The sequence below is a fragment of the Actinosynnema sp. NPDC059335 genome (genome assembly GCF_042752395.1).
GTDB lineage: Bacteria > Actinomycetota > Actinomycetes > Mycobacteriales > Pseudonocardiaceae > Actinosynnema.
Genome location: NZ_JBHYXZ010000011.1, coordinates 1 through 24,772, shown reverse-complemented (window position 1 = coordinate 24,772; position 24,772 = coordinate 1). Strand labels below are relative to the sequence as shown.

The window sequence follows — 24,772 nt, the reverse complement described above, 5'->3', positions numbered from 1 at the left end:
CTCGGGCGGGGGCCTGTTCCACCACCACGCCGGACGGCGTGTTGGGCGACGCCTGGCCCAGCTCGAACGCCACCACCAGGATGAACGGCAGCAGGACCAGGAAACCGAGCACGAGCTGCGTCCGCCTGCGGCGCAGCTGCCGCACCAGTTCGACCCGCACCGGCAGCGTCCGCGACGCCTTGTAGCCGACCTTCGACCCGTCCGGCGCCACCGACGACCGCTCGGCCCGCGCCGCGTCGGTCAGGTCGGAGATCGCCGCCGGGTCGGTGTGCACACCGTTCTCGCTCATTCGCCCACCAACTCCAGGAACGCGTCTTCGAGCCGGCGGCGGGGGCCCGCCTGGTCCACCGCCACGCCCGCGGCCACCAGGGCCTGCAACGCGGACGCTCGGGGCGTGCCGTTGAGGCTCGCGTGGACCTGCTCGCCGTCCACGTGCACGTCGTGCACACCGGCCAGGCCGCGCAGCACGGCGGCGGCCTCGTCGGGCCGGTCGACCCGGAAGCTCGCCTCGCCGCCACCCGTCGCGATCTCCTCGACCGGACCGGCGGCGACCAGGGTGCCCTTGTGCATCACGACGACGTGCGTGCACGTCTGCTCGACCTCGGCGAGCAGGTGGGAGGACACCAGCACGGTGCGCCCGGCCGCCGCGTAGCGGCGCAGCACCTCGCGCATCTGGTGGATCTGGGGCGGGTCGAGCCCGTTGGCCGGTTCGTCCAGCACCAGCAGGTCCGGCAGGCCCAGCATGGCCTGGGCGATCGCGAGCCGCTGCCGCATGCCCTGGCTGTAGGTCCGCACCCGCCGGTGCACGGCGTTGCCCAGCCCGGCGATCTCCAGGGCCTCCTCGACGTGCGCCTGCTCCAGCGGGCGGCCGGTGGCGGCCCAGTACAGCCGCAGGTTCTCCGCGCCGGACAGGTGCGGCAGGAAGCCGGAGCCCTCGACGAACGAGCCGATCCGCGACAGCACCGGCGCGCCGGGGCTCACCCGGTGGCCGAACACCCGGATGCCGCCCTCGGTGGGCCGGATGAGGCCCATGAGCATGCGCAGCGTGGTGGTCTTGCCCGCGCCGTTGGGCCCGAGCAGCCCGAGCACCTGGCCGTGCTCGACCCGGAACGACAGGTCCTTCACCGCGGTCAACCCGCCGGGGTAGGACTTGGTCAGGCCCTCGATCACCAGCGGCACCGACTCGAGCTCCGGGTCGACGTCCGCGGTCAGCCTGCGCCGGAACCACGCCACGACGGCCGCGATGACGCACACGACCAGCACGATCGCGATGCCCCACAGCGCGGTGGTCGGCACCTCGCTGGTCGCGTTCACGCCCGGCACCACCGGCACGGACAGCGCGGACGAGGCCAGCGAGATCCGGTAGGCGGCGGGCTCGGGCGCGTTCGCGTAGGCCATGTCGGTGGTCGACACGACGAGCTGGAACCGGTGGTCGGCCTCGACCGGGCGCACCGCGCCGGGCAGCGTCACGGTGACCTCGACCGGCGTGCCGTCGGCGGGCAGGTCCGTCACCCGCACGGGCGCGACGGCCGAGCCGGGCAGGGTCCGCACGCCGTTGGCGTCCGCGTCGTACAGCTTCACGAACAGCACCGCGCCGTCGGCCGGCACCGGCTGCCCCGGCACGGCGGCCACGCGCAGCCGCACCGTGGACGACCCGGTCAGCAGCGTCTGCCCGGTCTGCGGCTCGCTCTGGAACACCGCCGCCTGGCCGGGCATGTCGATCGACAGCCGGGACGACAGCGAGCTGGACCGCGACACCACCGACCCGAGGCCGGGCAGGCTGGACACCGCGGCCGGGTTGCCGCCCGCCGGGTTCACCACCACCTGCTCGGGGCCGGACAGCGGCACGTCGCGGCGCTCGGCGCCGGGCGAGCCGTTCAGGCCGGGGTAGCTCGGCGCGACGACGTTGCGCAACGAGGGCGCGCCGCTGCTGCGGAACGCGCCCACCACGGTGTACTCGAAGCCCGTGCCGGGGTCCGCGCCCTCGCCCCGGAGGTGGAACGCCATCCAGTCGGCGATCTGCCCGCGCAGCTCGGGGCCGGGCGAGCCGCCGTCGTGGCCGCCCGCGTACCAGACGACCTTCACCTTCGCGCCGTTCGCCGCGATCTCGCGCGCGTTGGCGTCGGCCTGGTCGAGGCCGAACAGGGTGTCCTGCTCGCCCTGGACCAGCAGCGTCGGCTGGGTGATCTTGTTCGTGACCGAGGACGGCGACGCCCGGCGCAGCACCTCCAGGGTCTGCGGTCCGGCCTTGCCGGTGGTCGCGACCTCGGTGTACGCGGCGCACACGTCGGCCTGGAAGCGGCCGCACGCGCCGTTGAGCGGACCGGCGGGCCGGGGGTCGCCCTGCTGCTGCGGCGGCGCGGTGACGGCCGCGGCGGCGTTGTCGGCGGCCCTCGCGTCGTCGTCGTCCTGACCGGGCTCGGTGGCCTCCTGGCCGGGGTTCGTGGCGTCCGCCCCGGACAGGCCGGCGGAGAAGAAGATGCCCGCCCACGAGCGCTTGAACACGCCGTCCTCGGCGAACGCGCCCGCCGCCGGGGTGCCCGCGGGCACGTCGTCGGCGCGCGCCGAGTTCGGCAGCAGCGCCTGGGCCAGGTCGTTGAACGTGATGACCGGGGCGATGGTGTCCACCCGGCGGTCGACACCGGCCAGGGACAGCGCCAGCGCGCCGCCGTACGAGCCGCCGGTCACGCCGACCCGCGGGTCGCCGCCGCCGTCGGTCACCACCTCCTCGCGGGTGGCCAGCCAGTCGAGCAGCTTCTGCGCGTCCCGGACCTCGTGGTCCAGCGAGTTCAGCGCGATCTGGCCGGTGCTGCGGCCGAAGCCGCGGGCGGAGTAGGCGAGCACGACGAAGCCGCGCCGGGCGAGTTCGGTCGCCTGCGCGGCCACGCTCGCCTTGCTGCCGCCGAAGCCGTGCGGCAGCAGGACGGCGGGCGCCGGTGTGCGTTCGGGCAGGTACAGGGTGGTGTCGATTTGCACGGTGCGGTCGCTGCCCGGGCTTTCCGGCACGTCGATCACCGCTTCGCGGGTGCTCACCGGGGCGGGGTCGTCCCCCTGGCGCGTGAAGACCACGATGGCGCCCACCAGGGCGACCAGCACGACCAGCGCGGGGAGCGACCACCTGCCGCGGAGGCGGTTGAGGGAGGCCACGGAGTTGACCTTAGGCCGGATCACCTGAGAACGGGCTGTCGGTCGGGGGTTCCCGCTCTCAGCGAACCCGCCGGTGGGAAGCCCGGACGGGTGCCCCTGATCACCCCCGCTGGCGCGGGACCGTGGTCATGCGTGAGACTGTGTAGGCGTGGAGGGGAGTACTCCCCAGCGGCGGTGTCGTCAGCACGGAGCCTGGCGTGAGGTTCCCGGTGCCGCCGGTCGGCTGATCCAGTCGGCGGAGGAGACCTCCGGTCATTGGCGTGCGCGCGATGTACCGGAGGTTGTGGTAGATGTCCGTCCCTGTGTGGCTGTGGTTCGCCACGATCGCCGGCCTGGTGGTCCTGTTGGCCATCGACCTCTTCATCGTCGACCGGAAACCGCATGAGGTGACCATCGGCGAAGCCGCCCGGTGGGTGACCTTCTACGTGGGTGTGGCGGTCCTGTTCGGGCTCGGCATCTGGTACTGGTCGGGTGGCACCTACGCGGGCGAGTTCTTCGCCGGGTACATCACCGAGTACTCGCTGAGCGTCGACAACCTGTTCATCTTCCTGATCATCATGACCACCTTCAAGGTGCCGGCGATCCACCAGCACAAGGTGCTGCTGATCGGCATCCTGATGGCGCTGGTCATGCGCGGCATCTTCATCGCCGTGGGCGCGGCGGTCATCGCCCAGTTCAGCTGGGTCTTCTACCTCTTCGGCGTGTTCCTCATCTACACCGGCTACAAGCTGGCGCGCACCGACCACGAGGAAGAGGAAGAGGAGTTCAAGGAGAACGTCGCGCTGCGGCTCGTGCGCAAGGTCTACCCGGTGACCGACGGCTACCGGGACGCCCGGTCGTTCGTGAAGATCGACGGCAAGCGGTTCGTCACGCCGATGTTCATCGTCATCGTCGCGATCGGCACCACCGACCTGCTGTTCGCGCTGGACTCGATCCCGGCGATCTTCGGCCTGACCAAGGAGCCGTTCCTGGTCTTCACCGCGAACGCGTTCGCGCTGATGGGCCTGCGGCAGCTCTACTTCCTGCTCGGCGGCCTGCTGAACAAGCTGGTGTACCTGTCGATCGGGCTGTCGGTGATCCTCGGCTTCATCGGCGTGAAGCTGATCCTGGAGGCGCTGCACACCAACTCGCTGCCGTTCGTCAACGGCGGTGAGCCGCTGCACGTGCCGACCATCGGCATCGAGTTGTCGCTCTCCGTGATCGTGGGTGTGCTGGCCATCACCACCATCGCGAGCCTGGTCAAGGTGAAGAGGCACCCGGAAGCGGTGAAGCCGGTGCCCGCTCCCAGTGACCATCTGTGAGCGTCAAAAACTCGTAAGCCTTGCTAATAATCGGTGGGGTAACGTGCTGAAGCGTGCGCCCCGATGACTTGCAGTCGCTGACCCAGCCCGGCTCCGTGTCGGTGCGTGGGGACCTCGTCCTGGTGAACGTCTCCACCCCCGACGTCGCCGCGAACGCCTACCGGGGCGGGCTGCACCGCGTCGCCCTGGACGGCACCGGGGCGACGCGCTGGACGTGGGCGGAACGCGACCTGGCCCCCCGGATCTCCCCGGACGGGCGCTGGGTCGCGTTCCTGCGCGTCACCGACCGCGGCAAGGCGCCGCAGCTGCACGTGATGCCCGCCGACGGCGGCGAGGCGCGCGCGCTCACCGACTTCAAGCTCGGCGCGGGCGTGCCGATGTGGGCCCCGGACTCGCGGCGGATCGCGTTCACGTCGCGGGTGCCCGAGCCGGGCCGCTACGGCGCGCCGCTCGTCGAGGGCGGCGAAGCGCCGACGCCGGACGCCGAGGCGCCGCGGCACATCACCCGGCTGGACTACCGGCTGGACGACGTCGGCTTCACCGCCGACCGGCACGCCCGGCTGTTCACCGTGGACGCCCTGGACCCCGACGCCGAGCCGGTGGAGCTGACCGACGGCACGTTCTCCGCGGCAGACCCGGCGTGGACCGCCGACGGCGGCGCGGTGCTGTTCCTCGCCGAGCGCGACCTGGGCGCGGCCGAGGCGTTCCACAACGACGTGTACTCCGTGCCCGCGACGGGCGGCGAGCCCGAGCTGGTCGTGCTCGCGCCCGGCGCGGCCATGCTCCCGGTCGCGCTGCCCGACGGCGGCCTGCTGTTCTACTCGCCCGAGCACGCGCCGGGCACGGCCGCCGTCGCCCGCAACACGAGCCTGTGGCGGTTCGACGGCGAGCGCCTCACCCGGCTCACCGACCTGGAGACGGTGGACTGCGAGAAGGCCGCCGGCCCGCCCGTGGTGACCGACGCGGGGGTGCTGGTCGCGGTGCGCAACCGGGGCGCGGTCGAGCTGCGCCGGGTGCCGCTGGACGCCGAGGACGCCGTCCTGGCCGACCTGGAGCTGCTGACGGGCGACCGGTCCGAGGTGAAGTCCTTCGCCGCGGACGGCGACCGGATCGTCGCCGTGGTGTCCACCTCCGACAACACCGGCGAGGTGGAGCTGGTCGGCGGAGGCACGCTGACCGACTTCGGCTCCGCCGTGCCGCTGCGGCCGTCGGTGGAGCTGACCGGCACCGCGCCGGACGGCTACCCGGTGCACGGCTGGGTCGTCCTGCCCGAGGGCGAGGGGCCGCACCCCGTGCTGCTGGCCGTGCACGGCGGCCCGTTCATGTACCACACGTGGGGCTTCTTCGACGAGGCGCAGGTGTACGCGGCGGCCGGCTACGCGGTCGTGCTGCCCAACCCGCGCGGCTCCGCGGGCTACGGCCAGGCGCACGGCCAGGCGGTGATCGGCGGTTTCGGCACGGTGGACGTGGACGACATCCTCGCCGTCCTGGACGTCGCGCTGGAGCGCCCCGACCTCGACCGGACCCGCGTCGGCGTGATGGGCGGCTCGTACGGCGGGTTCATGACGTCCTGGCTGGCCGCGCACCACGGCGAGCGGTTCCGCGCCGCGTGGAGCGAGCGCGCCGTCAACGCCTGGGACTCGTTCGCCGGCTCGTCGGACATCGGCTGGTTCTTCACCGACGCCTACTGCGGGCCGAGCCTGGAGGCCCAGCGCGCGATGAGCCCGCTGACCTACGCCGAGAAGATCTCGATGCCGTTCATGGTCGTGCACTCCGAGCACGACTGGCGCTGCCCGCTCGAACAGGCGCAGCGGCTGTTCGTCGCGCTGCGCCGCAACGGGGTCGAGGCCGAGATGCTGGTGTTCCCCGGCGAGGGCCACGAGCTGACCCGGTCGGGCAAACCGAGGCACCGCGCGCAGCGGTTCGAGGCCGTGCTGGACTGGTGGGCCCGCCACCTGGGCTGACCCGGCCCCCGGCGTGACGCCGCACGCCGGTCCGGCCCGATCGCGACCTCCCGGCCCGGCACCGCCCCGGCGTCACGCCGGGAGAACGGCCGGTCCGGCCCCGCCCGAGGCCGTGTGGGACCGGTGGGGTGAACCGGCCGGAATCCCGGCGTCACCACCCCCGCGAGCGGCACACTGGTGCCCGGCGGAGGAGGTCTCGGGATGGCGATCCCTTCGGCTCGGCCCACCGGCACCTACCTGGAGGCGGTGTCCGACGCCGGGCGCGCGGCGCTGCTGGCGCTCGGCGTGCCGAAGCGGTACCGGCCCGGTGACCCCCTGGTGCGCGAGGGCGAGCGGTCCGACCACGTGATCCTGCTGGTGCAGGGTCTGGTGAAGGCGACCGTGACGCTGGAGAACGGGCGGGTGGCGCTGCTCAACGTCAGGGGCGGCGGCGACCTGGTCGGCGAGATGGCGTTCCTGACCGGCAACCCGCGTTCAGCGACCGTGACCGCGTGCCTGGACACCCGCGTCCGGGTCGTCGCCGCGGCCGAGTTCACCGATTTCCTCACGCGGTACCCGGCCGCCCACTTCGACCTGCACAGGATGATCCTGCGCACGCTGGAGTGGGGTGAGCAGCGGCGCACGGACTACAACGGCTACCCGGTCTCGGTGCGGCTCGCCCGCGTCCTGGTCCACCTCGCCGACGCCTACGGCCACCGGGTCGACGGCGGCATCGCGTTGAAGCTCAACCTCACCCAGGGGGAGATCGGGTCGCTCGTCGGCGTGGAAGAGGACACCGCGCGCCGGGAGTTCCGCACGTTGCGCGACCGCGGCGTCATCACCATGGGGTACCGGGCGGCCACGGTCGTGGATCCGGTGGCGTTGCGGCAGATCGCCGAAGCCTGAAACGGGAAACCCGGTGATCGCCTACCCCGCACGCGCCGCCGGCGGCATGCTCCTCCCGTGACAGTCGAAATGGCGAGGCCCCTCCACGGACTGGTCTACCGCCTCGTGGTGGCCGTCGACGTCGAGGGCTACAGCAAGCTGGACGCGTTGGACCAGTCGCTGGTGCAGGCACGGTTGAGCGACGTGCTGGACGCGGCCGCCCGCAACGCCGGGCTGGACCGCGACCTGTGGTACCGGCAGGTGCGCGGCGACGGCGAGCTGGCCGTGCTGCCCGCCGACGCCGACGCCGCGTGGGTGGTCGCCCACTTCACCGAGCGGCTCGCCGCGGCGCTGGCCGAGCTGCGGGCCGCGGGCACGCCGCTGCGGATGCGCGTGGCCATGCACTGCGGGCCGCTCACCGCCGGCGCGTTCGGCCTGGTCGGCGACGCGCCGATCGTGACCTGCCGGCTGCTCGACGCCAAGCCGGTCCGGGACGCGCTGGCCACCGCGGACGACGACCTGGTGCTGGTGATCTCGCAGCGGCTGCACGACGACGTCGTCCGCACGCGGTTCCACGACCTCGACCCGTCCCGGTTCCGGCCGACGCGCTGCCGGGTGAAGAACCAGGTGTACTCCGGGTACGTGTGCGCCGGGCCACCGCGTCGGGGTTGGGCGAATGGCTAGCGGACGGCGCGGTGCTTGGGGCACGCTTCGCGGATGCAGTGGACCGTGCGGGCCGGACGGCCCGACGACGCGCCCGAGATCGCCAGGATCAACGTGGACGCCTGGCAGCACTCGTACCGGGGGATAGTGGACGACCCGGTGCTGGACCGGATGCTGCCGGAGAGCAGGCTCCCGGCGTGGGCGCGCGTGCTGCGGCTGCCCGAACCCAGCCGGGTGTTCGTCGCGGTCGACGAGAGCACCGGCCGGATCGGGGCCTACTGCGCGGTCGACGCGGTCCGCGAGGCCAAGGACGCCCACCCCGACCTGCACACGGGCGAACTGGTGGCGATCTACGCGGACCCCCGCTACCACGGCCGGGGCGCGGGCCACGAGGTGCACGAAGCGGGCCTGCGCCACCTGGTGGACCAGGGGTTCCGGTACGCCGTCCTGTGGGTGTTCCAGGACAACGCCCGCAGCCGGGGCTTCTACGAGGCGCACGGCTGGCGGCACGACGGGCTGGTGCACCGCTACGAGCTGGGCGACCAGGAGCTGCCCGAGGTCCGCTACGCCCGGTTCCTCCCCGCGCCGCGCCGGCGTGGTCAGCCGAGCAGGGTGTAGTTCAGCTCCTCGCACACCCGCGCGAGCGGCAGGTCGAGCCCCGGGTGCTCCAGCGGCAGCAGCACGTCCGGCGCGGGGGGCAGTCCCGTGCCCCCGGGCGGGTCCCACAGGCACACCGCCGGCGCGCCGGAGTCCATGGACGAGCGGTACCAGAGCCCGTCCAGCTCCGGGTAGGCCGCGCGGATCGCCCGCGCCCACTGCTGCGTGACCGCCTTGGGACCCGCGCTGATCTCCTGCGACGCGCCGGCGCGGGTCGGCCACAGCCCGGTGAGGTCGAGCAGCCGCAGCGTCCGGCGCGGTCGCAGGACCACCAGGAACGGGCTGCGCGTGCGGCGGTCGACCACCGACGTCGCCTGGAACACCTCGGCCACCGACGTGCGCACGGTCAGCCCGAAGTACAGCACGCCCTGGTCGTGGGCGTGCGTGGGCGAGCCGTCGGCCGCGGGCGGCTGGGTGTCGAACCGCGCGTGCGGCAGCGGACCGGTGTAGCGGAAGCTGTTCCAGCGCTGCGGGTGCAGCCCCTTCGCGGTGAAGATGCGCACCAGGCGGGTGGCCCGGTGCACCGCCACCACGTCCTCGGCGCGGCGCAGGGTCGCCTGCAGCACGGCGGGGGAGGGCGGCTGGGGGAGCCGTGACATGCGCGTCCAAGGTTCTCGGCGACGGGGATCGGCGACCGGATCGCGACCGGGGTCGGCGAGCGGGTCTGGCGGCGCGGCGGTCCGAGCGTGGTGGGTCGGGGCGCGCGGCGCGGGGGGCCGTGATCGGCCGGTCTTCGTCGGTGGCCGGCGTGGTGGGCCGGTCGGGTGACGTCGTCGGGTCGGGGTCAGGCGGGGGTGCCCACCTGAGCCGCCAGGGCGGCCACCCGGCGGGGTTCGCCGCCCGCCAGCAGCCACTCGCGGGGCGTCGTGGGCGCGCCGTCCACCACCAGGTCCTCCTGCTCGGTCGTCATGAACCCGGCCACCACGAGCGCGGGCTGGTCCGGCGGCACGGCGGCCAGCACGGCCTCCAGCCCCGGCAGCACCCCGGCGCCCGCGAACTGCCACGCGGGCAGCCGCCAGCTACCCCGGTCCTTCCAGCCGACCAGGCGGCCGACGCCGAGCCGGTGCCGGATGCGACTGGTGTCCACGCCGAGCTGCCGCGCGGCCTCCGCCACGGTCAGCGCGGAGTCCCGCAGCACGGCGTGCGCCACCACGGTCCGCGCCCGGCCCTGGTCGTCGTGCACCCGGTGCGGGCTCAGGTCGAGGCCCACGTCCTCCAGCGCGTCGCGCTGGTCCGGCGAGAAGTAGCCGGCCGGGTCCGGGTGGGGTGGGGCGAGCTTGCGGGCCGCGTCGGCCACGAGCGACAGGAACTCGTCGGGGGTGACCTGCAGACCTGCCTTGGCCAACACCGCCTCCAGCGCGGGACTCATGCGCACAGGGTATCCCGATCGTGCGCCCTTGTGCGCATACGTAACCCGATCGTCGGAGGCAGCCCACGGAGTGCGCACATCTCCGCACTCTACGTAAACGTTCGAGGTCGGGCACGGTGACCTCGGACTCACCCACCCGCCGGCTACGATGCGCCGGACGGAAGGCGGGGGTGGTCCGGTGGCGGTACCGGTGCGGGTGGACAAGCGGGTGGCGGCCGTCGCGGGCCTGTGGGCCGGGGCCGTCGTGACCGCGCTGGTCGTGGTCCTCAGCCGCTCCGGGGGTGACATCGGCCTGCTCGACCTGCGCGTCTACCGCACGGGCGGCCGGGCGTGGCTCGAAGGCGTCCGGCTGTACTCCGAGGCGTTCCCGCGACCGCTGGACGGCCCGCCGTTCCCCTTCACCTACCCGCCGCTGGCCGCGGTGCTGTTCAGCCCGCTCGCGGTGGTGCCGTGGTCGGCGGCCGTGCTGATCTGGACCGGCGTCGGCCTGGCCCTGCTCACCGGCGTCTGCCTGGTCACCGCCGAGCACGCCTACGGCCGCACCCGGCGCGCTCTGCTCCTCGGCCTCGGCGTCGCCCTGGGCTCGCTGCTGCTCGAACCGGTCACCGCGACGCTCGACTTCGGCCAGATCAACCTCGTGCTGCTCGGCCTGGCCGCGCTGGACTGCCTGCTGCCCAGGACGCCGTGGCCGCGCGGCCTGCTGATCGGGCTCGCCGCCGCCATCAAGCTCACGCCGATGGTGTTCGTGCTGTTCTTCCTGCCGCGCAAGCGGATCAAGCCGGTGGTCACCGCGGTCGCGTCGTTCGTCGGGTTCAGCCTGGTCGGCTTCGTCGCCGCGCCGACCGACAGCAAGCAGTACTGGTTCGACGCCCTGCTCGACCCGGGCCGCGTCGGCGGCCTGGACTACGTGGCCAACCAGTCGCTGCGCGGCCTGGTCAACCGCTGGGGCCTCACCGGGACGGGCGAGTCCGCCGTGTGGGCGCTGCTGTGCCTGGCCACCGTCGCCCTGGTGTGGGTGGCCGTGGCGCGGGCGAAGGACGACGAGGTGGCCGCGCTGATGGCGGTCGCCGTGGGCGGCCTGCTCGTCTCGCCCGTGTCGTGGACCCACCACTGGGTGTGGGTCGTGCCCGGCATCGTCTACCTGTTGCACCGGTACTGGCCGTGGGGCGCGGCGCTCGCGCTCCTCTTCTGGCTCGCGCCGATGTGGTACGTGCCGTACGAGAACAAGCTCGAGCAGACCTGGACGTGGTGGCAGCAGGTCATCGGCAACGCCTACATCTGGGCCGGCCTCGCCGCGCTCGTCGTGCTGGCGCTCAGGCCGCGCGCGACCGCCCCTGACCAGCCGCCGGCTCTGGCGTGATCGGCTCCGGTCCGCACGTGGCCAACCGCCGGCGAGCGGCCACCGGCCCGGGTGCGTGATCAGCCGCCGGTGATCAGCGCGACGGCCCGCTCGCGGGTCGCCTCGTCCACCTCGCCGAGCCGGAAGCCGCGCGCCACGATGTGCGCCACCAGGTCGGGCTCCGGCGGGAGGCCGTGCTTGCGCAGGTAGTGCGGCACCGCGCCGGCCCAGATCCAGGAGCCGTCGGTGCGGAAGTTCAGCGGCACGTCCTGGTCGCCGACGAACTCGTCCACGTCCAGGTTGCGCGCGGCCAGCACGACCGGCGCGCCCTCCAGGTACGTCAGCAGCGCCTCGGTCAGCTGCGGGTCGAGCACCTGCCGGTTCACCACGGGCCGACCGGCCTCGTCCCGGCCGTCGTAGACGTGCGCGGTGCGCAGCGCGTCCGACGCGCCCGCCGGCGGCGGCTCGTTCACCGGTTCGGGCACGGCGGGCGGCGGGAGGGGCGGCAGGCCCAGGCGCTGCCGCAGCCACGGCGGGATGCGGTCGTCCTGGCGGGGGAACGTGCGCAGCTCGTCCTGGAAACCGATCAGCGGCGGCGGGTTGCGCCAGCGCGGCTCGTCGTCGGCGTTGAAGTCGACCGAGTACGCGGCCGGCGCCTCGATCTCGTACACCGCGCTGAGCCACGTGCCGCGCACCGGCTCGTGCATCCCGGCGCGGAGCTGCCCGAAGAGCTGGACCACGTCCATCGGCGGCCGCACCGGCCGCCACTGCCCGTCCGGGCCCGCGAACGCCAGGTCCACCTCGATGTGCCGGCCGGCGGCCCGGTACTCGGCCCGGATCCGCTGCCAGCCCGGCGGCAGCGCGGGGAGCATGGCCCGGCCGATCTGCTTGACGAGCTGGTTCTGCTCCTGCTCGGTCAGCGGTGTGGCTGGCTGGCTCATGCGTCGAACACCCCTTTTGCTCCCCCCGAGACGGTGTGCCGATCTTAACGGCCGCACCACATCCCCGTGGCCGGGTCGAGGCAGACCGGAGGTCGGTCCGCACCGGCCGGGCGCACGCCGTTCAGGGCGTCGGCGGCATGGTGTCGACCAGGAGGTTGCCCTGCTCGTCCCACTTGCGGTGCCCGAGGTGGTCGGCGTGGTCGCCGAACAGGGTCTCCTCGGCGAGCACGCCGTTCGGGTGCCACTTGCGGTGCAGGCCGACCGGCAGGCCCATGCGCATCTGCCCCTCCTTGTAGGGCCGGTCGTCCGGGTACCACTCCCGGTACGGGCCGTCCTCGGTGCCGGTGTCGTAGGTGTACAGCGTGGCCAGGCTGCCGTCCGGGCCCTGCTCGACCACCTCGCCGGTGAAGGGTTCGCCCTGGTAGAACACCAGTCCGCCGTCGTCCTCGACGTCGTTCGCGTCAACTCGCATGGTGGGTGGCCTTCGGTGGGAGGACCCGGAGGTCCGGGTGGTACGGCGGCTGGGTCAGCTTGTCGGTCAGGCTGGGGACGCCGTCGATCATCCTGGTGCAGTTCGCGCAGCACGGCGCGATGTCCGGGAAGTCGCCGGTCGCGTTCGGGCCCTTGCCCGGCGGGATGAACGCGTTGTCCACCTGCATCTCGGCGAGGATGCGGTCCAGCTCCTCGGGGGAGACGTCGGCGGGCACGCCGCGGTCGTTCAGCATCTGGTTGACGTTCTTCACCTCGGCGTGCCGGGTCGGCGCGTCGTTGATCGGGTAGTCGTACCTGATCTCGCCGTGCTTGTTGGACATCGGCTGCCCCTCGAACCCCGGCCGCCGGTCGGGCTGGATGTAGCCCGGGGTGGAGCCGTCCGGCTGCGGGTTGCCGCGCATGGCCTCCTGGCGGTCGCGCAGCACCGGGTGCAGCTTGTCGTGCGGGATGACGTCGGTGGCCGCGCCGTTGATCGACTCGTACACGTGGCCCGTGCGGTGGTCGATCGACACGGACACGCAGACGATGTTCTTGCCGGGCCACTTGTCCGGGTTGCGGCGCGGATCGCCCCGGATCTCCTCCGGGATGATCGACCGGTCCTCGACCATCGACTGGAGCAGCTTGGCGCGGTCGGTCAGCACCTCGCGCTGGTACTGGTCAATGGGGATGTCGTCGTAGTGCGTGATGAGGCCGTTCTCGTCGAACGTGCACCGTTCCGGGTCGAGCGTCTCCAGCCGTTGGGGCTGGGAGGGGTCCGGCGGCGGGGTGTCCGGGTGGTGGGCGAACTGCGGGTCGCGCGCGTACTTGTCGTCGCCGTCCGACTTGCCGTCCGGCTGTTCCCCGGCCGGCTGGTCGTCGGCCGCCCGGTCCCTGGCGTCGTCGGGGTCGAGGTCGTGCTTGTCGGTGTCGCGGGTGCCGGGGGCGAAGCCGTCCTGGGTGGTGCGGGTGGTCGTGCCGTCCGGGTGGTGGGTGTGCCATTCGCCGTTGGGCGGGATGCGGGGGTGGCGGTTGCCGTCGGGGCCGGTGTGGGCGTCGCTGGTGTAGACGCGGCCGTTGCCGTCGGTCCAGGCGGGTTTGGTGGGGGCCAGGACGTCGGCTCCGGTGTGCCGGGACAGGCGGTGGGCGAAGTCGTTGCGGGCGGCGTCGCAGCCGATGAGGCGGATGGGGGTGCGGCCGTCCCAGCCGTTGCGGCGCAGGAGGTCGCCGTACTGCTCGGGGGTGTAGGTGTGGTTGCCGATGCGGGCGCGGCCGTCGGGGGTGATGTGCACGTCGGCGGTGAAGTACCGCGGGTCCGGCGGGACCCGGTGGGGCAGGTCGCCCATGTCCGGGTCACCGCGGTGGTGCGAGATCCCCGCCGGCGTCGTCTCACCGTGACGGGCATGCGCCTCGTCGATGCCGGGTTGGTCGGGGGTGTGCGGCGCGTCGGCGTCCGGCCGGTCGCGGTGGGGTGCCTCGCCGTCGGGCCGGTCGCCGTGGGGCGCGTCGGTGTCGCGGTGGGGCGGTGTCCACGGGTCGGGGTCGCGGCGCTGGTGCGGCACACCGTCCGGGTCGCGGCGCGGTGGGAGCTGGGAGTCCGGGTCGCGGCGCGGTGCCGGGGTGTGGGCGTCGGGGTGCCGTGGGGGTGGCGGGCCGTCGGAGGGACGGTGGGGTGCCGGCGCGTCGCCGCGCGGGCGGGCGAGGTCCGGGGTGCCGTGGCGGGGCTGCGGAGGGCCGCCGTGCGGCCCGTTCGGGGTGTGTGGCGCGTTGGGTGTGTGCGGTCCGTTCGGTGTGTGGGGACCGTTCGGTGTGTAGGGGTTGGCGGGGCCGGGTCGCGGACCTGCGTGCGGCGGGCCTGCGTGCGGCGGGGTCGGGCCGCTGCCCTGGGGCCGGGTGTTGGTCGGACCGGTGTTGCCGGGGCCGGTGTGCGTCGGACCGGTGCCGGGCGTGTTCGGGCTGCCGTGGGGCGCGCCGGGTCCGGTGTGGGGCGCGTGGGAGGGGCCGGGGGTCGAGGGACCGTGCGACGACGGGTTGAGGTGCTCCGGGCCGCGTGCGGGCGGGATGCCGGAGCCGAGGTCGCCGCGACTGCCGGGCGTGCCGGTCCAGCCGGTGCCGGGCCGGGGGCCGCCGCCGGTCGGCGCGCCGCCGCCGTGAGGTGCGCCGCCACCCGGAGCGCCCGCCGCGGGACCGCCGGGAGCAGGGGTGCCGGGAGTGGGCTGGTTCGGGTGCGGGGTGGACGGGTTGGGGGTGTGGGGTTGGTCGGGGCGCGCGGGAGCCTCGGGAGTGGCCGCGTGGGAGGCCGAGGTCTGGTCGAGACGGGGCTGCGCGGGCGGGTTCGGCGAACCACCACCCGGCGAACCACCACCAGGAGAACCGCCAGGCGAACCACCGCCAGGCGAGCCGCTGCCGTACGCGCCGCCGCCGGGGGAGTCCCCAGGGGAACCGCCGCCGGGCGAGCCGCTGCCGTACGCGCCGCCGCCGGGGGAGCCACCGGGGGAACCGCCGCCGGGCGAGCCGTTGCCGTGGGAGCCGTTGCCGTGGGAGCCGCCGGGCGACCCGTTGCCCGGAGAACCGCTCCCCGGCGCACCGCTGCCGGGTGGGTTGGGGCTGCTGTAAGGGCTTGGACCCCCGCCGCCGGGCGCGGGTTGGCCGCCGGGGCCGCCCCGGTGTTCGCCGAGGGGCGCGGTGCGACCGGGTGTGTTGCCGGCAGGTGTGGTGCCGCCGAGCGTCGGGCCGGGACCGGGCGCGGTGCCGCGCGGTGGGGCGTCGGTGTCCGGGCTGCCCGGGTCGCGTCCCGGTCGGGTGGTCGCCGTCGGCACGTCGGTCGGGTCGCCCCGCCCCGGCCGCGAGGCCGACGGCGCCGGGTCGGCCGTCGTCGTGCCCGAGGTCGTGGTCGTGCCGCTCGGGCTGCCGTCCGGTGTGGACGTCCCTTGTGGACTGTCGCCGCCGGGCGCGCGGCTGCTCCCCGGGGTGCCGTTCCCGGGCGTGCCGCCGCCCGGGGTGTCGCTGCCCGGGGTGTCGCTGCCGGGCGTGCCGCCGCCGGGGGTACCGGCCCCGGAAGGGGTGTCGATGTCGGCCCGGCCGGTCTGGAGGAAGCCGCCCCTCTTGATGTTCTTCGGGTCCAGCACGTCCAGGCCGGTGACCTTGCCGGCGAGCTTGCCGACCACCTTCATGATCTTCTCGAAGACCTCGACCAGACGCTTCAGCATCGGCGAGACCTTCTTGACGGTGTTCAGCAGGTCCTGGACGATCTTGGCGATCTTCGCGGCCCACTTCGAGATCGCCGTCACGGCCTGCGCCACGATCACCGGCGTCCCGAACCCGAGCGAGAACACCGCTTCGAGCACCCACGCGATGAGCTTGCCGACCAGGTCGGCGATCAGGTCGCGCACCATCTCCCGCACGAACGCGACGACCATGCCCATCATGCCCACGACCGTGCCCACGGTCCCCGCCGCCGACGCCGCCCCGCTCAGGGCATCGCCGTGGACCTTGGAGTTGGTCAGGTAGGCCTGCGCCGCCGCGCCGGTCCAGCCCTCGGTGCCGCGCTGCACCGCCGACGAGTACTCCTCGGCGATCCTGCCCAGCTCCGCGGCCACGTTGTTCCACGTCGTGGAGTAGGACTCGATCACCGGCGGGTTGCCCGCCAACCAGTCCAGCATGTCCTTGAGCGGCTGCATGTGTTCCATCAGGAACGCCGCCGCCGACGACAGCAGCGTGCCGAACGGGTCGATCGCCATCGCCGCCGCGTCCGCGGCCAGGCCGACCAGGCCCAGCCCGCCCTCGATCCAGTTGCCGTCCTTGATCCCGTTGAACGTGTCCATCGCGGACTCCGCGATGGAGATGCCCGTCGCCCAGCCGTTGTCACCGGTGCCGGCGTTGAAGAACGAACCGGACTCCGCGGGCGGCGCGGCCACCAGGGGGTTCTCGCCCGCCATCACTCACCGGCCTTGAAGCTGTCCCTGATCGCGTCTTCCCTCTCGCGGTACTGGCTCACGGTGTCCTGCACGGCCTTGCCGGCGGCCTCCATCGCCTCCACCGCGCCCTGCAACGCGTCCAGCCCCCACTGCTCGACCGGGTCGAGCATCATCCGGAACGGCTGGCAGATGATGCCGTACGCGTCGGTCGGCATGCTCACCGACTTCGCCGCGTCGACCGCGCCCTGCAGCCGCGCGCCCAGGTCGCCGAGCTGCTTGCCGTGCGCCTCAAGCGTGTCCGCGACGATCTCGAAACCCGCCATGCGATCCCCCTGGAGAGCCGATTACGAAAGGAAGGACTGTCCGCCGAAGTCGTCGTCCTCGTCCTGCCCGCGCGGCGGGCGGCGGGACGGCGGCGGGGACGGCGGGGCGGGCAGGGCGGGAGGCGGCGCGTCGTCCTCGTCGATCCCGAACCGCATCTCCCGGCCGAGCGGCGGCGCGGGCTCCTCGTGCGGCGGGGTCGGGAAGGTGCGCTTCGCTTCGTTGAACAGCACGTTGGCCGTCTCGTCCTGCGTGCCGATGGTCTCGGCCATGGCCTGCTGGAGCAGTTCGGGGATGCGGGACTGCGCGCGCTGCAACGTCCGCATCACCTCGGCGGACACCTCGGCCATCCGCCTGTCCCGCGCGGACTCGGCGATCTCCAGGTGGGTCAGGATGCCGTTCGAGCCGATGGTCAGCCGCACCGTGCCGTCACGCGAGGTCTCGGAGATCGTCATGCCCTGCACGCGGGCCGCCATCTCCTGGTAGCGCTCGGCCTTGTGCTCGATGCTCTGCTGCCACTGGCTGAGCATCCGCTCGGACGCCCCGATGTCCTCGGGCACGGCGGCTTCCCCCTGGTGATGACGGTGTGGTCGGTCCCCTCAGGATGACGCAATGGTGAACGGCCCGGTTCCGCCCCGGTATCAAATGCTCCGAACGGAGCACGGGGCGGTACCGGGCCGTGCACCGGTCACCACGCTCAGTTCACGCCGAGCAGGTCCACCACGAAGATCAGCGTCTCGCCCGGCTTGATCACGCCGCCCGCGCCGCGGTCGCCGTAACCCAGGTGCGCCGGGATGACCAGCTTGCGCCGGCCGCCGACCTTCATGCCCGCGACGCCGCGGTCCCAGCCGGCGATGACCCGGCCGCCGCCCAGCGGGAAGCTGAACGCCTCGCCGCGGTCCCAGGAGGCGTCGAACTGCTCGCCGGTCGAGTGCGACACGCCGACGTAGTGCACGTGCACGAGCTGACCGGGCGCCGCCTCGGGCCCGTCGCCGACGGTGATGTCCTCGATCACCAGGTCGGCGGGCGGTGCGCCCTCGTACGGCTCGACCACGGGCTTGCTCGGGGCCATGTGACTCTCCTGTTGGTTGGGCTGTGGGTCCTCGCCTACTCAACCACGCCGCCGCCGGCGTGGCCGCGCAACCCCGCGCCGGGTCCGTCCCGTCCTGGGGGCATGAGGCGACGGTCCTGGGGTGCGCGGGCGGCGTTGTTCGGCGGTGCGGCGCTGGTGGTGGCGGTGAGCGCGGCGTCCGCCGTGCCCGTCGAGGAGGAGGGGTGGCGGGTCGTGCCGCCGATCGAGGCGGTGCCGGTCGACCTGGTGGCGTTCGACACGTGCGACTCCGCGCTGGCCGGGTTGCGGTCCGCGCTCTCGCCGCACGTCGGCGCGTACGGCCCGGGCGGTCACGGGTTCCGGACCAAGGCCGACGGCCGGGTCGCGGCCGCCGAACCGGCCGAGGCGCAGGCCGACGCGCGCGTCGGAGGCGTCCCGCGGGCGGTGGAGGAGCGGGCCGCGCCCGAGCACTCCACGACCAACGCGCACGAGGCGGGCGTGGACGAACCCGACCTGGTCAAGACCGACGGCAAGCGGGTGGTGACGGTCGCGGACGGCAGGCTGCGGGTGCTCGACGTGGCCGGCCGGAAGCTCACCGGCACGCTGGACGTGCCCGCGGGCCACGCCTCCCAACTGCTGCTGCACGGCGACCGCGCGCTGCTCGTCGGCGGCGGGGTCCGGGGCGTGGCGGGCGAGCGCATCGCCGTCGACGGCCCGTACGCGAGCCACTCGGAGGACTCGTCGGTGACGTTGGTCGACCTGTCCGGCGAGCCGCGCGTCCTCGGCACGCTCACCGTGTCCGGCCGGTACCTCGACGCCCGGCAGGTCGGTGACGTGGTGCGGGTCGTCGTCCACTCCGGTCCGCGGCTGCCGTGGGTGTACCCGGTGGACGGTCGCGGCGAGGCGGAGTCCCTGATCGCCAACCGCGAGCTGGTCGCCACCGCGCCGATCGACTCGTGGCTGCCGCGCTACGAGCTGACCGACGCCGACGGCTCGCGCTCCGAGGGCAGGCTGGTGGCGTGCGACCGGGTCAGCCACCCGGTGGGCGACCCGGCCACGTCGATGCTGTCCGTGCTGACGTTCGACTTCCCCGGCGAGCTGGGCGCCGGGGACGCCGTGACGATCATGGCGGACGGCGACACCGTCTACGGCACCGGGACGTCGTTGTACGTGGCCGACGACCACCACCTGCGGCCGACCACGCGGTTCGCGCCCGGCACGCCCGCGACCACCGCGATCCACCGGTTCGACGTCTCGCGGCCGGGCCCGCCCCGGCACGTGGCGTCCGGGCAGGTCGCCGGGACGCTGCTCAACCAGTACTCGTTGTCGGAGCACGACGGGCACCTGCGGGTGGCGACGACGTCCGAGGACGCGCCGGGCGTCCCCGAGCGCGCGCCGGCGACGCAGAGCGCGGTCACCGTGCTCCGGCAGGACGGCGCGAAGCTCGTGCAGGTCGGCAAGGTCGACGGGCTGGGCGTGGGCGAGCGCATCCACAGCGTCCGGTTCGCGGGCCCGGTCGGGTACGTGGTGACGTTCCGGCAGGTGGACCCGCTCTACACGCTGGACCTGTCCGACCCCGCCCGGCCGCGGGCGGTCGGCGAGCTGAAGATCACCGGCTACTCGGCCTACCTGCACCCCGCCGGGGACGGCAGGCTGATCGGCGTCGGCCAGGAGGCCACCGGGCAGGGCCGCGCCACCGGCACGCAGGTGTCGCTGTTCGACGTGTCGAACCCGGCCGCGCCGGCCAAGGTGGCGGGCCACCACCTGCCGGGCGCGTACTCGGAGGTCGAGTTCGACCCGCACGCCTTCCTGTACTGGCCGGCCCACGGCCTCGTGGTGCTGCCCGTGACGGACCCGGCCGCGCCGGTGCCCGGCGGACTGCTGGTGCTGCGGCTCGGCGACGGCGCGTTCACCGCGCTGGGCACGATCCGGCACGACGGGCCCGCCTACGACCCGGGCATCCGCCGGGCGCTGGTGATCGGCGACGAGTTGTGGACGGTGTCCGCGACCGGGGTGGGCGTCCACCGGATCGACGGGCCGGCGGAGTTGGCGTGGGTGCCGTTCACCTGATCTGGTCGTGGAGCAGGCGGTGCGCGAGGACCGTGCCGCCCGCCATCGCCGCCGGCAGCACGACCAGCGCGGCCAGCGGGATGAGGCACAGCAGGTAGGTCGGCACGGCGAAGCCCAGCGTGACGGCCCGGCGCTTGCGCAGCGTCCGCCGCCGCACGTCGAGCTTGAGGCCGCGCCGGGTGAACGGGATGGCGGTCAGCTCGATGCCGAGCAGCGTCGCGTTGACGCACACGGCGACCACCGGCACCACGGTCTGCCCCACCACGGGGATGAACCCGGCCGCGAACAGCGGGATCGCGCACAGGATCGCGAGGCCGACGAGCAGGATCGCGTCCCGCGCGCCGACCGCCGCCGACCGCAGCCAGGACACCTGCTCGGCCTCGGGCACGCCGCCGAGGTGGGTGTCCTCGACGGTCTCCGCGATGTGCTCGTAGAACGGCCCGCCGATGATCAGCGTGATCGCGGTGAACAGCAGCAGCCCGATCGCGACGAACGCGCCGATGATCGAGAACCCGGCGGCGAACCGGGTGGCCGCGCGCAACCCCTCGCTCCAGTCGTCGGCGAACGGCGTGACCCAGGCGGCGATCTCGTCGATCCACACCGCGAGCCCGACCAGGCCGCCGATCAGCAGCACCGTCGTGATCAACGCCGGCACCGCGCCGATGAGCAGCAGTTTCGGCGACCGGAACACCAATCCGAAACCCTGGCCGAGCAGTCCGACACCGGTCGAGAAGTCCCGCAGCACCCTGATCACCGCCGGAGCATATCCGCGCACGGGCGGCGGAGTCCCGAATCGACGGTCGCGGGCTTCTGGGAGCGGTGCCAGACTGCTGGTCTCTGGGGAGAGGACTACCGCCATGGCACTGGACCGCACCGAACCCGTCCTGCTCGTGCGCAAGCGCGCCGACGTCGCCGGCGAGTGGGAGAGGAGTTGCCACCTCGCGCCGCTGCCCGAGGACGGCACGGGGGCGACGCTGCTGACCTTGTGCGGCGAGCGGGTCGACGTGGGCGCGGTCGACCTGCTGCCCGAGCCGGACGGCATGCCGTGCGTGGCGTGCCTGCTGTCGGCGCCGCCGCCGCGGGACTGAACCGGGCACCCGCCTGGGACCGCTCCCGCACGGGGCGGGAGCGGTCGCGGCTCAGCGGCGGCGGCGGAAGCTCAACGCCCGCGCGCCCGCGCCGACACCGGCCAGGTGCAGCGCCACGCACAGCAGCCCGGCCAGGAGCAGCGTCCCGCCGTCCAGCACGGAGCCGAGCGAGGCGTTCGCCAGGTCGAGCAGGAGGGCGAGGCCGAAGATGACCGCGGCGATGATCGCTAGCACGGGAACCTCCAAGGGTGGGGTGGGTGACCACCGCTTACCCCGCCGCGCGCGTCCCCAAGCCGGCGTTCGGACCAACTTCGCGGCCGGGGTGGCGGCGTCGCGTCCGCCGTGCGGCCCGGTGATCAGCGCGGACCGCCGGTCAGCCGCGGCACGCCGGCGCCCGTGGCGGCCCAGGCCACCAGGCACGCCACGTCCACCCCGTGCGGCGGGTCGTCGAGGTAGGGGCTGATGTTGCGCGCGCCCCGGCTGAGCAGCGCCGACGCGCCGTCCCGGTTGCCGCGCGCGGCGTGGGTCAGGCCGACGGCGAGCTGCGCGAGCCCCCGCCACAGCTCGCGCTCGGCCTCGGGGGCGGCCTTCCACGCGTCCTCCAGCACCTCGTGCGCGTGGAACGGCCGGCCGAGGTCCAGCAGCCGCTGCGCCTCGGCCAGCGCCTCTGCGGGCGTGCGGGGCACGCCCTCCGGCTGGCGTTCGACGCCCTCCGCCCCGTAGGGCAGCGGGCGGCCGAGCCCGTCGCGCGGTCGCGCGTTGCGGGCCCGGCCCTGCTCGTCACGGTCGCGGTCGGTGGTCGGCACGTCTTGATCGTGTCACGAACCCCGCCCGCGCGAAACGCGGTCCGGCCGCGCGGAGCACGACGGGCCGCCGCCGGGCCGCGTGACCTGGTGGGGCCGGCGCTGCGGTCGGCGGTCGCATGCCGCACGTCCGGCGCCTCGGGTGGCTTTCGCGCACTCCGCACATGCGGTCCGCCAGGGTCGCGCCCGTTCTCCGGTCGCACGCCGGCCGCCTCCCCCGGTGATACTGGCGGTGTGCCCGGACCGGACTGGGTCCTGCACGTCGACCTCGACCAGTTCATCGCGGCGGTCGAGGTCGCGCGCCGGCCCGAGCTGCGCGGCAGGCCCGTGGTCGTCGGCGGAGCGGGCGACCCGACCCGGCGCGGCGTGGTGGCGACCGCGTCCTACGAGGCGCGGGCGTTCGGCGTGCACTCCGGGATGCCGTTGCGGCTGGCGAAGAAGCGCTGCCCCGACGCGGTCTTCCTGCCCTCCGACGCGCCCGCCTACGAGGAGGTGTCGGCGCACGTGATGGAGGTGCTGCGCGGGCTGCCCGTCGTGGTCGAGGTGATCGGGTGGGACGAGGCGTTCCTCGGCGCGCGCACCGACGACCCGGAGTCGTTGGCCGACACCGCGCGGCGGGCCGTGCGGGAGGGGACGGGGCTGGAGTGCTCGGTCGGCATCGGCGACAACAAGCTGCGCGCCAAGCTCGCCACCGGGTTCGCCAAGCCCGCCGGGGTCTTCCGGCTCACCAGGGACAACTGGGTGGAGGTGATGGCCGGGCGGCCGGTGGCGGCGTTGTGGGGCGTCGGGTCGCGGACCGCGGCCAAGCTCGCGGAGCTGGACGTGCGCACGGTCGGCGACCTGGCGCGGGCCGACGACGACGTGCTGGCCGCGCGGTTCGGCCCGGCCGCGGGGCCGCACCTGCGGCGGCTCGCGCTGGGCGCGGGCGACCCCGTGGTGACCGCGACGCCGTGGGTGGCGAAGTCGCGCAGCCGGGAGACGACGTTCCAGCGGGACCTCACCGACCCGGACGAGGTCCGGGAGCAGGTCCGGCTGCTCGCGCGGCGGGTGGCGGAGGACGTGCGCGCGGAAGGGCGTCCCGCGCTGCGGGTGGTGGTGAAGGTGCGGTTCGCGCCGTTCTTCACGTTCACGCGCGGCGTGGCGCTGGCCGAGCCGACGACGGACGCCGGGCCGATCGAGGCGGCGGCGCTCGCCGCGCTCGCCAGGTTCGAGGACGACCGCGCCGTGCGCCTGCTGGGGGTGCGCGCCGAGTTCACCGGAGGACGCGCATGACCAAGGTGGTGGTGAACGGCTCGGTGTCGCTGGACGGCTACAGCGCCGGGCCGAACGTGGGCGAGGACCACCCGATGGGCGAAGGGGAGCGAGCGGCTCCAGCTCGTGCCCGTGCTCCTCGGCGGCGGGTCGCGGCTGCTGGACGGCCTCGACCCGACGAAGCTGGAAGCGGTCGGGGTGGCACCCGGGGACGACGTCGTGCACCTGCGGTTCCGCGTGCTGCGGTGACCGCGCGCGTCACCGCGCCGACGCGGTGACCTCGTCCAGCAGGGCGTAGAGCCGGGCCGCGGCGGTCCGGTCGAACTCGGGCCGGTCGAGGTCCACCGGCTTCCCCGCGCGGGACGCGGTGAGCGGCGCCGCGGGCGGGTCGACCAGGAACCGGCGCACCTGGTCCGCGGCGTCGTCCGCCGACCTGGCGAACAGCCGGGCCACGAGGTCCAGCGCCCGGCCGCGCAGGCCGCCGACCTGCGCGCCGAGGCCGCTGTCCACGAACATCGGGTTGTGCAGCACGTACCGCACGGCGCTGCCGGGGTGCCGGTCGGCGAAGCCCGCGCCGAGCAGGTCGGCGGCCCGCGCGCCCTGGCTCACCGCGTGGAACGCGCGGTAGCCGCGGGCCAGGGACAGGTCGTCCCAGCGGATGCCCGGCCCGCGCAGCCCGGCCACCCCGCACAGGCTCACCACGACCGGGGCCGCGGCCCGCTCCAGCACCGGCAGCAGGCGCTCGACCAGCAGGAACCGGCTCACCGGGTAGAGCGCGAAGGAGTGCTCCAGCCCGTCCGCGGTGACCTCGCGGCGCGGGGTGAAGCGGCCCGCGCCGAGCACGAGGTGGTCGACCGCGTCGAACCGGTCCGCCACCTCGTCCGCCACCGCCGCCACGCCCGCGAGCGTGCTCAGGTCGCCCCGGACGAGTTCCACCCCGTCCGGCGCGGTGGCCGACCGGCCCACCACCGCCACCCGGTGCCCCTCGCGCGCCAGCCGCGCCGCCAGGCTCCGGCCGATGCCGTTCGTGCCACCGGTGATCACCGCGTTCGCCATAGCCTGGAGCCTGGAACACACCGCGACGAACCGGAAGAAGGCACATCCATGTCACTGGTCCCGGTGCCGGTCACGGCCGCCGACCGCGCCGCCTGCCCGGTGTCCGACGTGCTGGCCCGGGTCGGCGACAAGTGGAGCCTGCTCGTGCTGAGCCTGGTCGCCGACCGCCCCTACGGGTTCAACGAGCTGGACCGCGCGGTGCACGAGCTGAGCCGCCGCATCCTCACCCGCACGCTGCGCAACCTGGAACGCGACGGGCTGGTCCGCCGGGACGTGCGGCCCGGCCGGGCCGCCGGGGTGACCTACGCCGCGACCGCGCTCGGCCGCTCGCTGCTGGAGCTGGTCGTCCCCTTGGGACGGTGGGTGCTGGCCAACGAGGGCGCGATCGTGGCCGCGCGCGCCGCCTACGACGAGGCGTCCGGGCACTCCTCGTCCACAGTGGACTGAAAGGCCGCGCGGGCGCGCGGCGGGGCGCCCCGCGCGCGCCCGGGGGGGTGATTCA

Annotated in this window: 24 protein-coding genes and 1 pseudogene; 11 read left to right on the top strand and 14 right to left on the bottom strand. The window is 74.2% G+C overall.

Features of this window, described 5'->3' with window-relative positions; all coding sequences use genetic code 11:
- Positions 1-289: pseudogene (locus ACFXGA_RS05455) on the bottom strand (ABC transporter permease); the annotation flags it as partial.
- Positions 286-3,147, bottom strand: a complete 2,862-nt coding sequence (locus ACFXGA_RS05450; RefSeq protein ID WP_378084617.1) for an alpha/beta fold hydrolase — start codon at positions 3,145-3,147, stop codon at positions 286-288. The gene ACFXGA_RS05450 and the pseudogene ACFXGA_RS05455, both read right to left, overlap by 4 nt.
- A gap of 290 nt (positions 3,148-3,437) precedes the next feature.
- On the opposite strand from ACFXGA_RS05450, the gene ACFXGA_RS05445 reads away from it, so the two are divergent.
- From ACFXGA_RS05445 to ACFXGA_RS05425, 5 genes are all read left to right on the top strand, one after another.
- Complete coding sequence (locus ACFXGA_RS05445; protein ID WP_378084615.1) at positions 3,438-4,448, top strand: TerC family protein; 1,011 nt, start codon at positions 3,438-3,440, stop codon at positions 4,446-4,448.
- 53 nt (positions 4,449-4,501) lie between these two features.
- Positions 4,502-6,412: a S9 family peptidase gene (locus tag ACFXGA_RS05440; RefSeq protein ID WP_378084613.1), complete on the top strand. Its 1,911-nt coding sequence runs from the start codon at positions 4,502-4,504 to the stop codon at positions 6,410-6,412.
- 201 nt (positions 6,413-6,613) lie between these two features.
- Positions 6,614-7,297, top strand: coding sequence for a Crp/Fnr family transcriptional regulator (locus tag ACFXGA_RS05435; RefSeq protein WP_378084612.1), 684 nt, complete (start codon positions 6,614-6,616; stop codon positions 7,295-7,297).
- A 57-nt stretch (positions 7,298-7,354) separates the two neighbouring features.
- The gene (locus ACFXGA_RS05430) at positions 7,355-7,960 is read left to right on the top strand and encodes a hypothetical protein (protein WP_378084611.1); all 606 of its coding nucleotides are present in this window, start codon (positions 7,355-7,357) and stop codon (positions 7,958-7,960) included.
- A 33-nt stretch (positions 7,961-7,993) separates the two neighbouring features.
- Positions 7,994-8,557, top strand: a complete 564-nt coding sequence (locus tag ACFXGA_RS05425; RefSeq protein WP_378084610.1) for a GNAT family N-acetyltransferase — start codon at positions 7,994-7,996, stop codon at positions 8,555-8,557.
- Here the strand turns inward: ACFXGA_RS05425 and ACFXGA_RS05420 are convergent.
- Both ACFXGA_RS05420 and ACFXGA_RS05415 read right to left on the bottom strand, forming a co-directional pair.
- Complete coding sequence (locus ACFXGA_RS05420) at positions 8,539-9,195, bottom strand: RES family NAD+ phosphorylase (protein WP_378084608.1); 657 nt, start codon at positions 9,193-9,195, stop codon at positions 8,539-8,541. The two genes, ACFXGA_RS05425 and ACFXGA_RS05420, sit on opposite strands and share 19 nt — an antisense overlap.
- A gap of 185 nt (positions 9,196-9,380) precedes the next feature.
- Positions 9,381-9,965, bottom strand: a complete 585-nt coding sequence (locus ACFXGA_RS05415; RefSeq protein WP_378084606.1) for a DNA-binding protein — start codon at positions 9,963-9,965, stop codon at positions 9,381-9,383.
- Between the two features lie 178 nt (positions 9,966-10,143).
- Here ACFXGA_RS05415 and ACFXGA_RS05410 point away from each other — a divergent pair, with 178 nt between their 5' ends.
- Positions 10,144-11,325, top strand: a complete 1,182-nt coding sequence (locus tag ACFXGA_RS05410) for a glycosyltransferase 87 family protein (protein WP_378084604.1) — start codon at positions 10,144-10,146, stop codon at positions 11,323-11,325.
- A 59-nt stretch (positions 11,326-11,384) separates the two neighbouring features.
- Here ACFXGA_RS05410 and ACFXGA_RS05405 read toward each other — a convergent pair whose 3' ends face one another.
- From ACFXGA_RS05405 to ACFXGA_RS05380, 6 genes are all read right to left on the bottom strand, one after another.
- Positions 11,385-12,245, bottom strand: a complete 861-nt coding sequence (locus ACFXGA_RS05405; protein WP_378084602.1) for a hypothetical protein — start codon at positions 12,243-12,245, stop codon at positions 11,385-11,387.
- A gap of 121 nt (positions 12,246-12,366) precedes the next feature.
- The gene (locus ACFXGA_RS05400) at positions 12,367-12,717 is read right to left on the bottom strand and encodes a toxin-antitoxin system YwqK family antitoxin (RefSeq protein WP_378084601.1); all 351 of its coding nucleotides are present in this window, start codon (positions 12,715-12,717) and stop codon (positions 12,367-12,369) included.
- Complete coding sequence (locus tag ACFXGA_RS05395) at positions 12,707-16,651, bottom strand: hypothetical protein (RefSeq protein ID WP_378084600.1); 3,945 nt, start codon at positions 16,649-16,651, stop codon at positions 12,707-12,709. Before ACFXGA_RS05395 ends, ACFXGA_RS05400 begins: the two co-directional genes overlap by 11 nt.
- Positions 16,651-16,953, bottom strand: a complete 303-nt coding sequence (locus ACFXGA_RS05390) for a type VII secretion target (protein ID WP_378084598.1) — start codon at positions 16,951-16,953, stop codon at positions 16,651-16,653. Before ACFXGA_RS05390 ends, ACFXGA_RS05395 begins: the two co-directional genes overlap by 1 nt.
- Positions 16,954-16,974: 21 nt before the next feature.
- Positions 16,975-17,511: a YbaB/EbfC family nucleoid-associated protein gene (locus ACFXGA_RS05385; RefSeq protein WP_378084597.1), complete on the bottom strand. Its 537-nt coding sequence runs from the start codon at positions 17,509-17,511 to the stop codon at positions 16,975-16,977.
- Between the two features lie 137 nt (positions 17,512-17,648).
- Positions 17,649-18,023 (bottom strand): FKBP-type peptidyl-prolyl cis-trans isomerase, encoded by a 375-nt coding sequence (locus tag ACFXGA_RS05380; protein WP_106620349.1) that lies wholly within the window; start codon positions 18,021-18,023, stop codon positions 17,649-17,651.
- A gap of 102 nt (positions 18,024-18,125) precedes the next feature.
- Between ACFXGA_RS05380 and ACFXGA_RS05375 the strand changes: the two genes are divergently transcribed.
- Positions 18,126-20,072, top strand: a complete 1,947-nt coding sequence (locus tag ACFXGA_RS05375) for a beta-propeller domain-containing protein (protein ID WP_378084596.1) — start codon at positions 18,126-18,128, stop codon at positions 20,070-20,072.
- Here ACFXGA_RS05375 and ACFXGA_RS05370 read toward each other — a convergent pair.
- Positions 20,065-20,817, bottom strand: coding sequence for an EI24 domain-containing protein (locus tag ACFXGA_RS05370; protein ID WP_378084725.1), 753 nt, complete (start codon positions 20,815-20,817; stop codon positions 20,065-20,067). The genes ACFXGA_RS05375 and ACFXGA_RS05370 overlap by 8 nt on opposite strands.
- A gap of 112 nt (positions 20,818-20,929) precedes the next feature.
- On the opposite strand from ACFXGA_RS05370, the gene ACFXGA_RS05365 reads away from it, so the two are divergent.
- Positions 20,930-21,160: a hypothetical protein gene (locus tag ACFXGA_RS05365; protein WP_378084594.1), complete on the top strand. Its 231-nt coding sequence runs from the start codon at positions 20,930-20,932 to the stop codon at positions 21,158-21,160.
- Positions 21,161-21,211: 51 nt separating this feature from the next.
- Here the strand turns inward: ACFXGA_RS05365 and ACFXGA_RS05360 are convergent, their stop codons facing one another.
- Together ACFXGA_RS05360 and ACFXGA_RS05355 are read right to left on the bottom strand one after the other, a co-directional pair.
- Positions 21,212-21,394: a hypothetical protein gene (locus ACFXGA_RS05360; protein WP_106620345.1), complete on the bottom strand. Its 183-nt coding sequence runs from the start codon at positions 21,392-21,394 to the stop codon at positions 21,212-21,214.
- Positions 21,395-21,516: 122 nt separating this feature from the next.
- Positions 21,517-21,966, bottom strand: coding sequence for a DUF309 domain-containing protein (locus tag ACFXGA_RS05355; protein ID WP_378084593.1), 450 nt, complete (start codon positions 21,964-21,966; stop codon positions 21,517-21,519).
- A 231-nt stretch (positions 21,967-22,197) separates the two neighbouring features.
- Between ACFXGA_RS05355 and ACFXGA_RS05350 the strand changes: the two genes are divergently transcribed.
- Positions 22,198-23,235 (top strand): DNA polymerase IV, encoded by a 1,038-nt coding sequence (locus ACFXGA_RS05350; RefSeq protein WP_378084591.1) that lies wholly within the window; start codon positions 22,198-22,200, stop codon positions 23,233-23,235.
- 105 nt (positions 23,236-23,340) lie between these two features.
- Positions 23,341-23,463, top strand: a complete 123-nt coding sequence (locus tag ACFXGA_RS05345; RefSeq protein ID WP_378084590.1) for a hypothetical protein — start codon at positions 23,341-23,343, stop codon at positions 23,461-23,463.
- A gap of 9 nt (positions 23,464-23,472) precedes the next feature.
- On the opposite strand, the gene ACFXGA_RS05340 is transcribed toward ACFXGA_RS05345, so the two are convergent.
- A complete protein-coding gene (locus ACFXGA_RS05340) occupies positions 23,473-24,270 on the bottom strand; it encodes an SDR family NAD(P)-dependent oxidoreductase (RefSeq protein ID WP_378084589.1) in 798 nt (265 codons plus the stop codon).
- Positions 24,271-24,318: 48 nt separating this feature from the next.
- Between ACFXGA_RS05340 and ACFXGA_RS05335 the strand changes: the two genes are divergently transcribed.
- A complete protein-coding gene (locus tag ACFXGA_RS05335) occupies positions 24,319-24,717 on the top strand; it encodes a winged helix-turn-helix transcriptional regulator (protein WP_378084587.1) in 399 nt (132 codons plus the stop codon).
- The last annotated feature ends 55 nt before the right edge of the window (positions 24,718-24,772 follow it).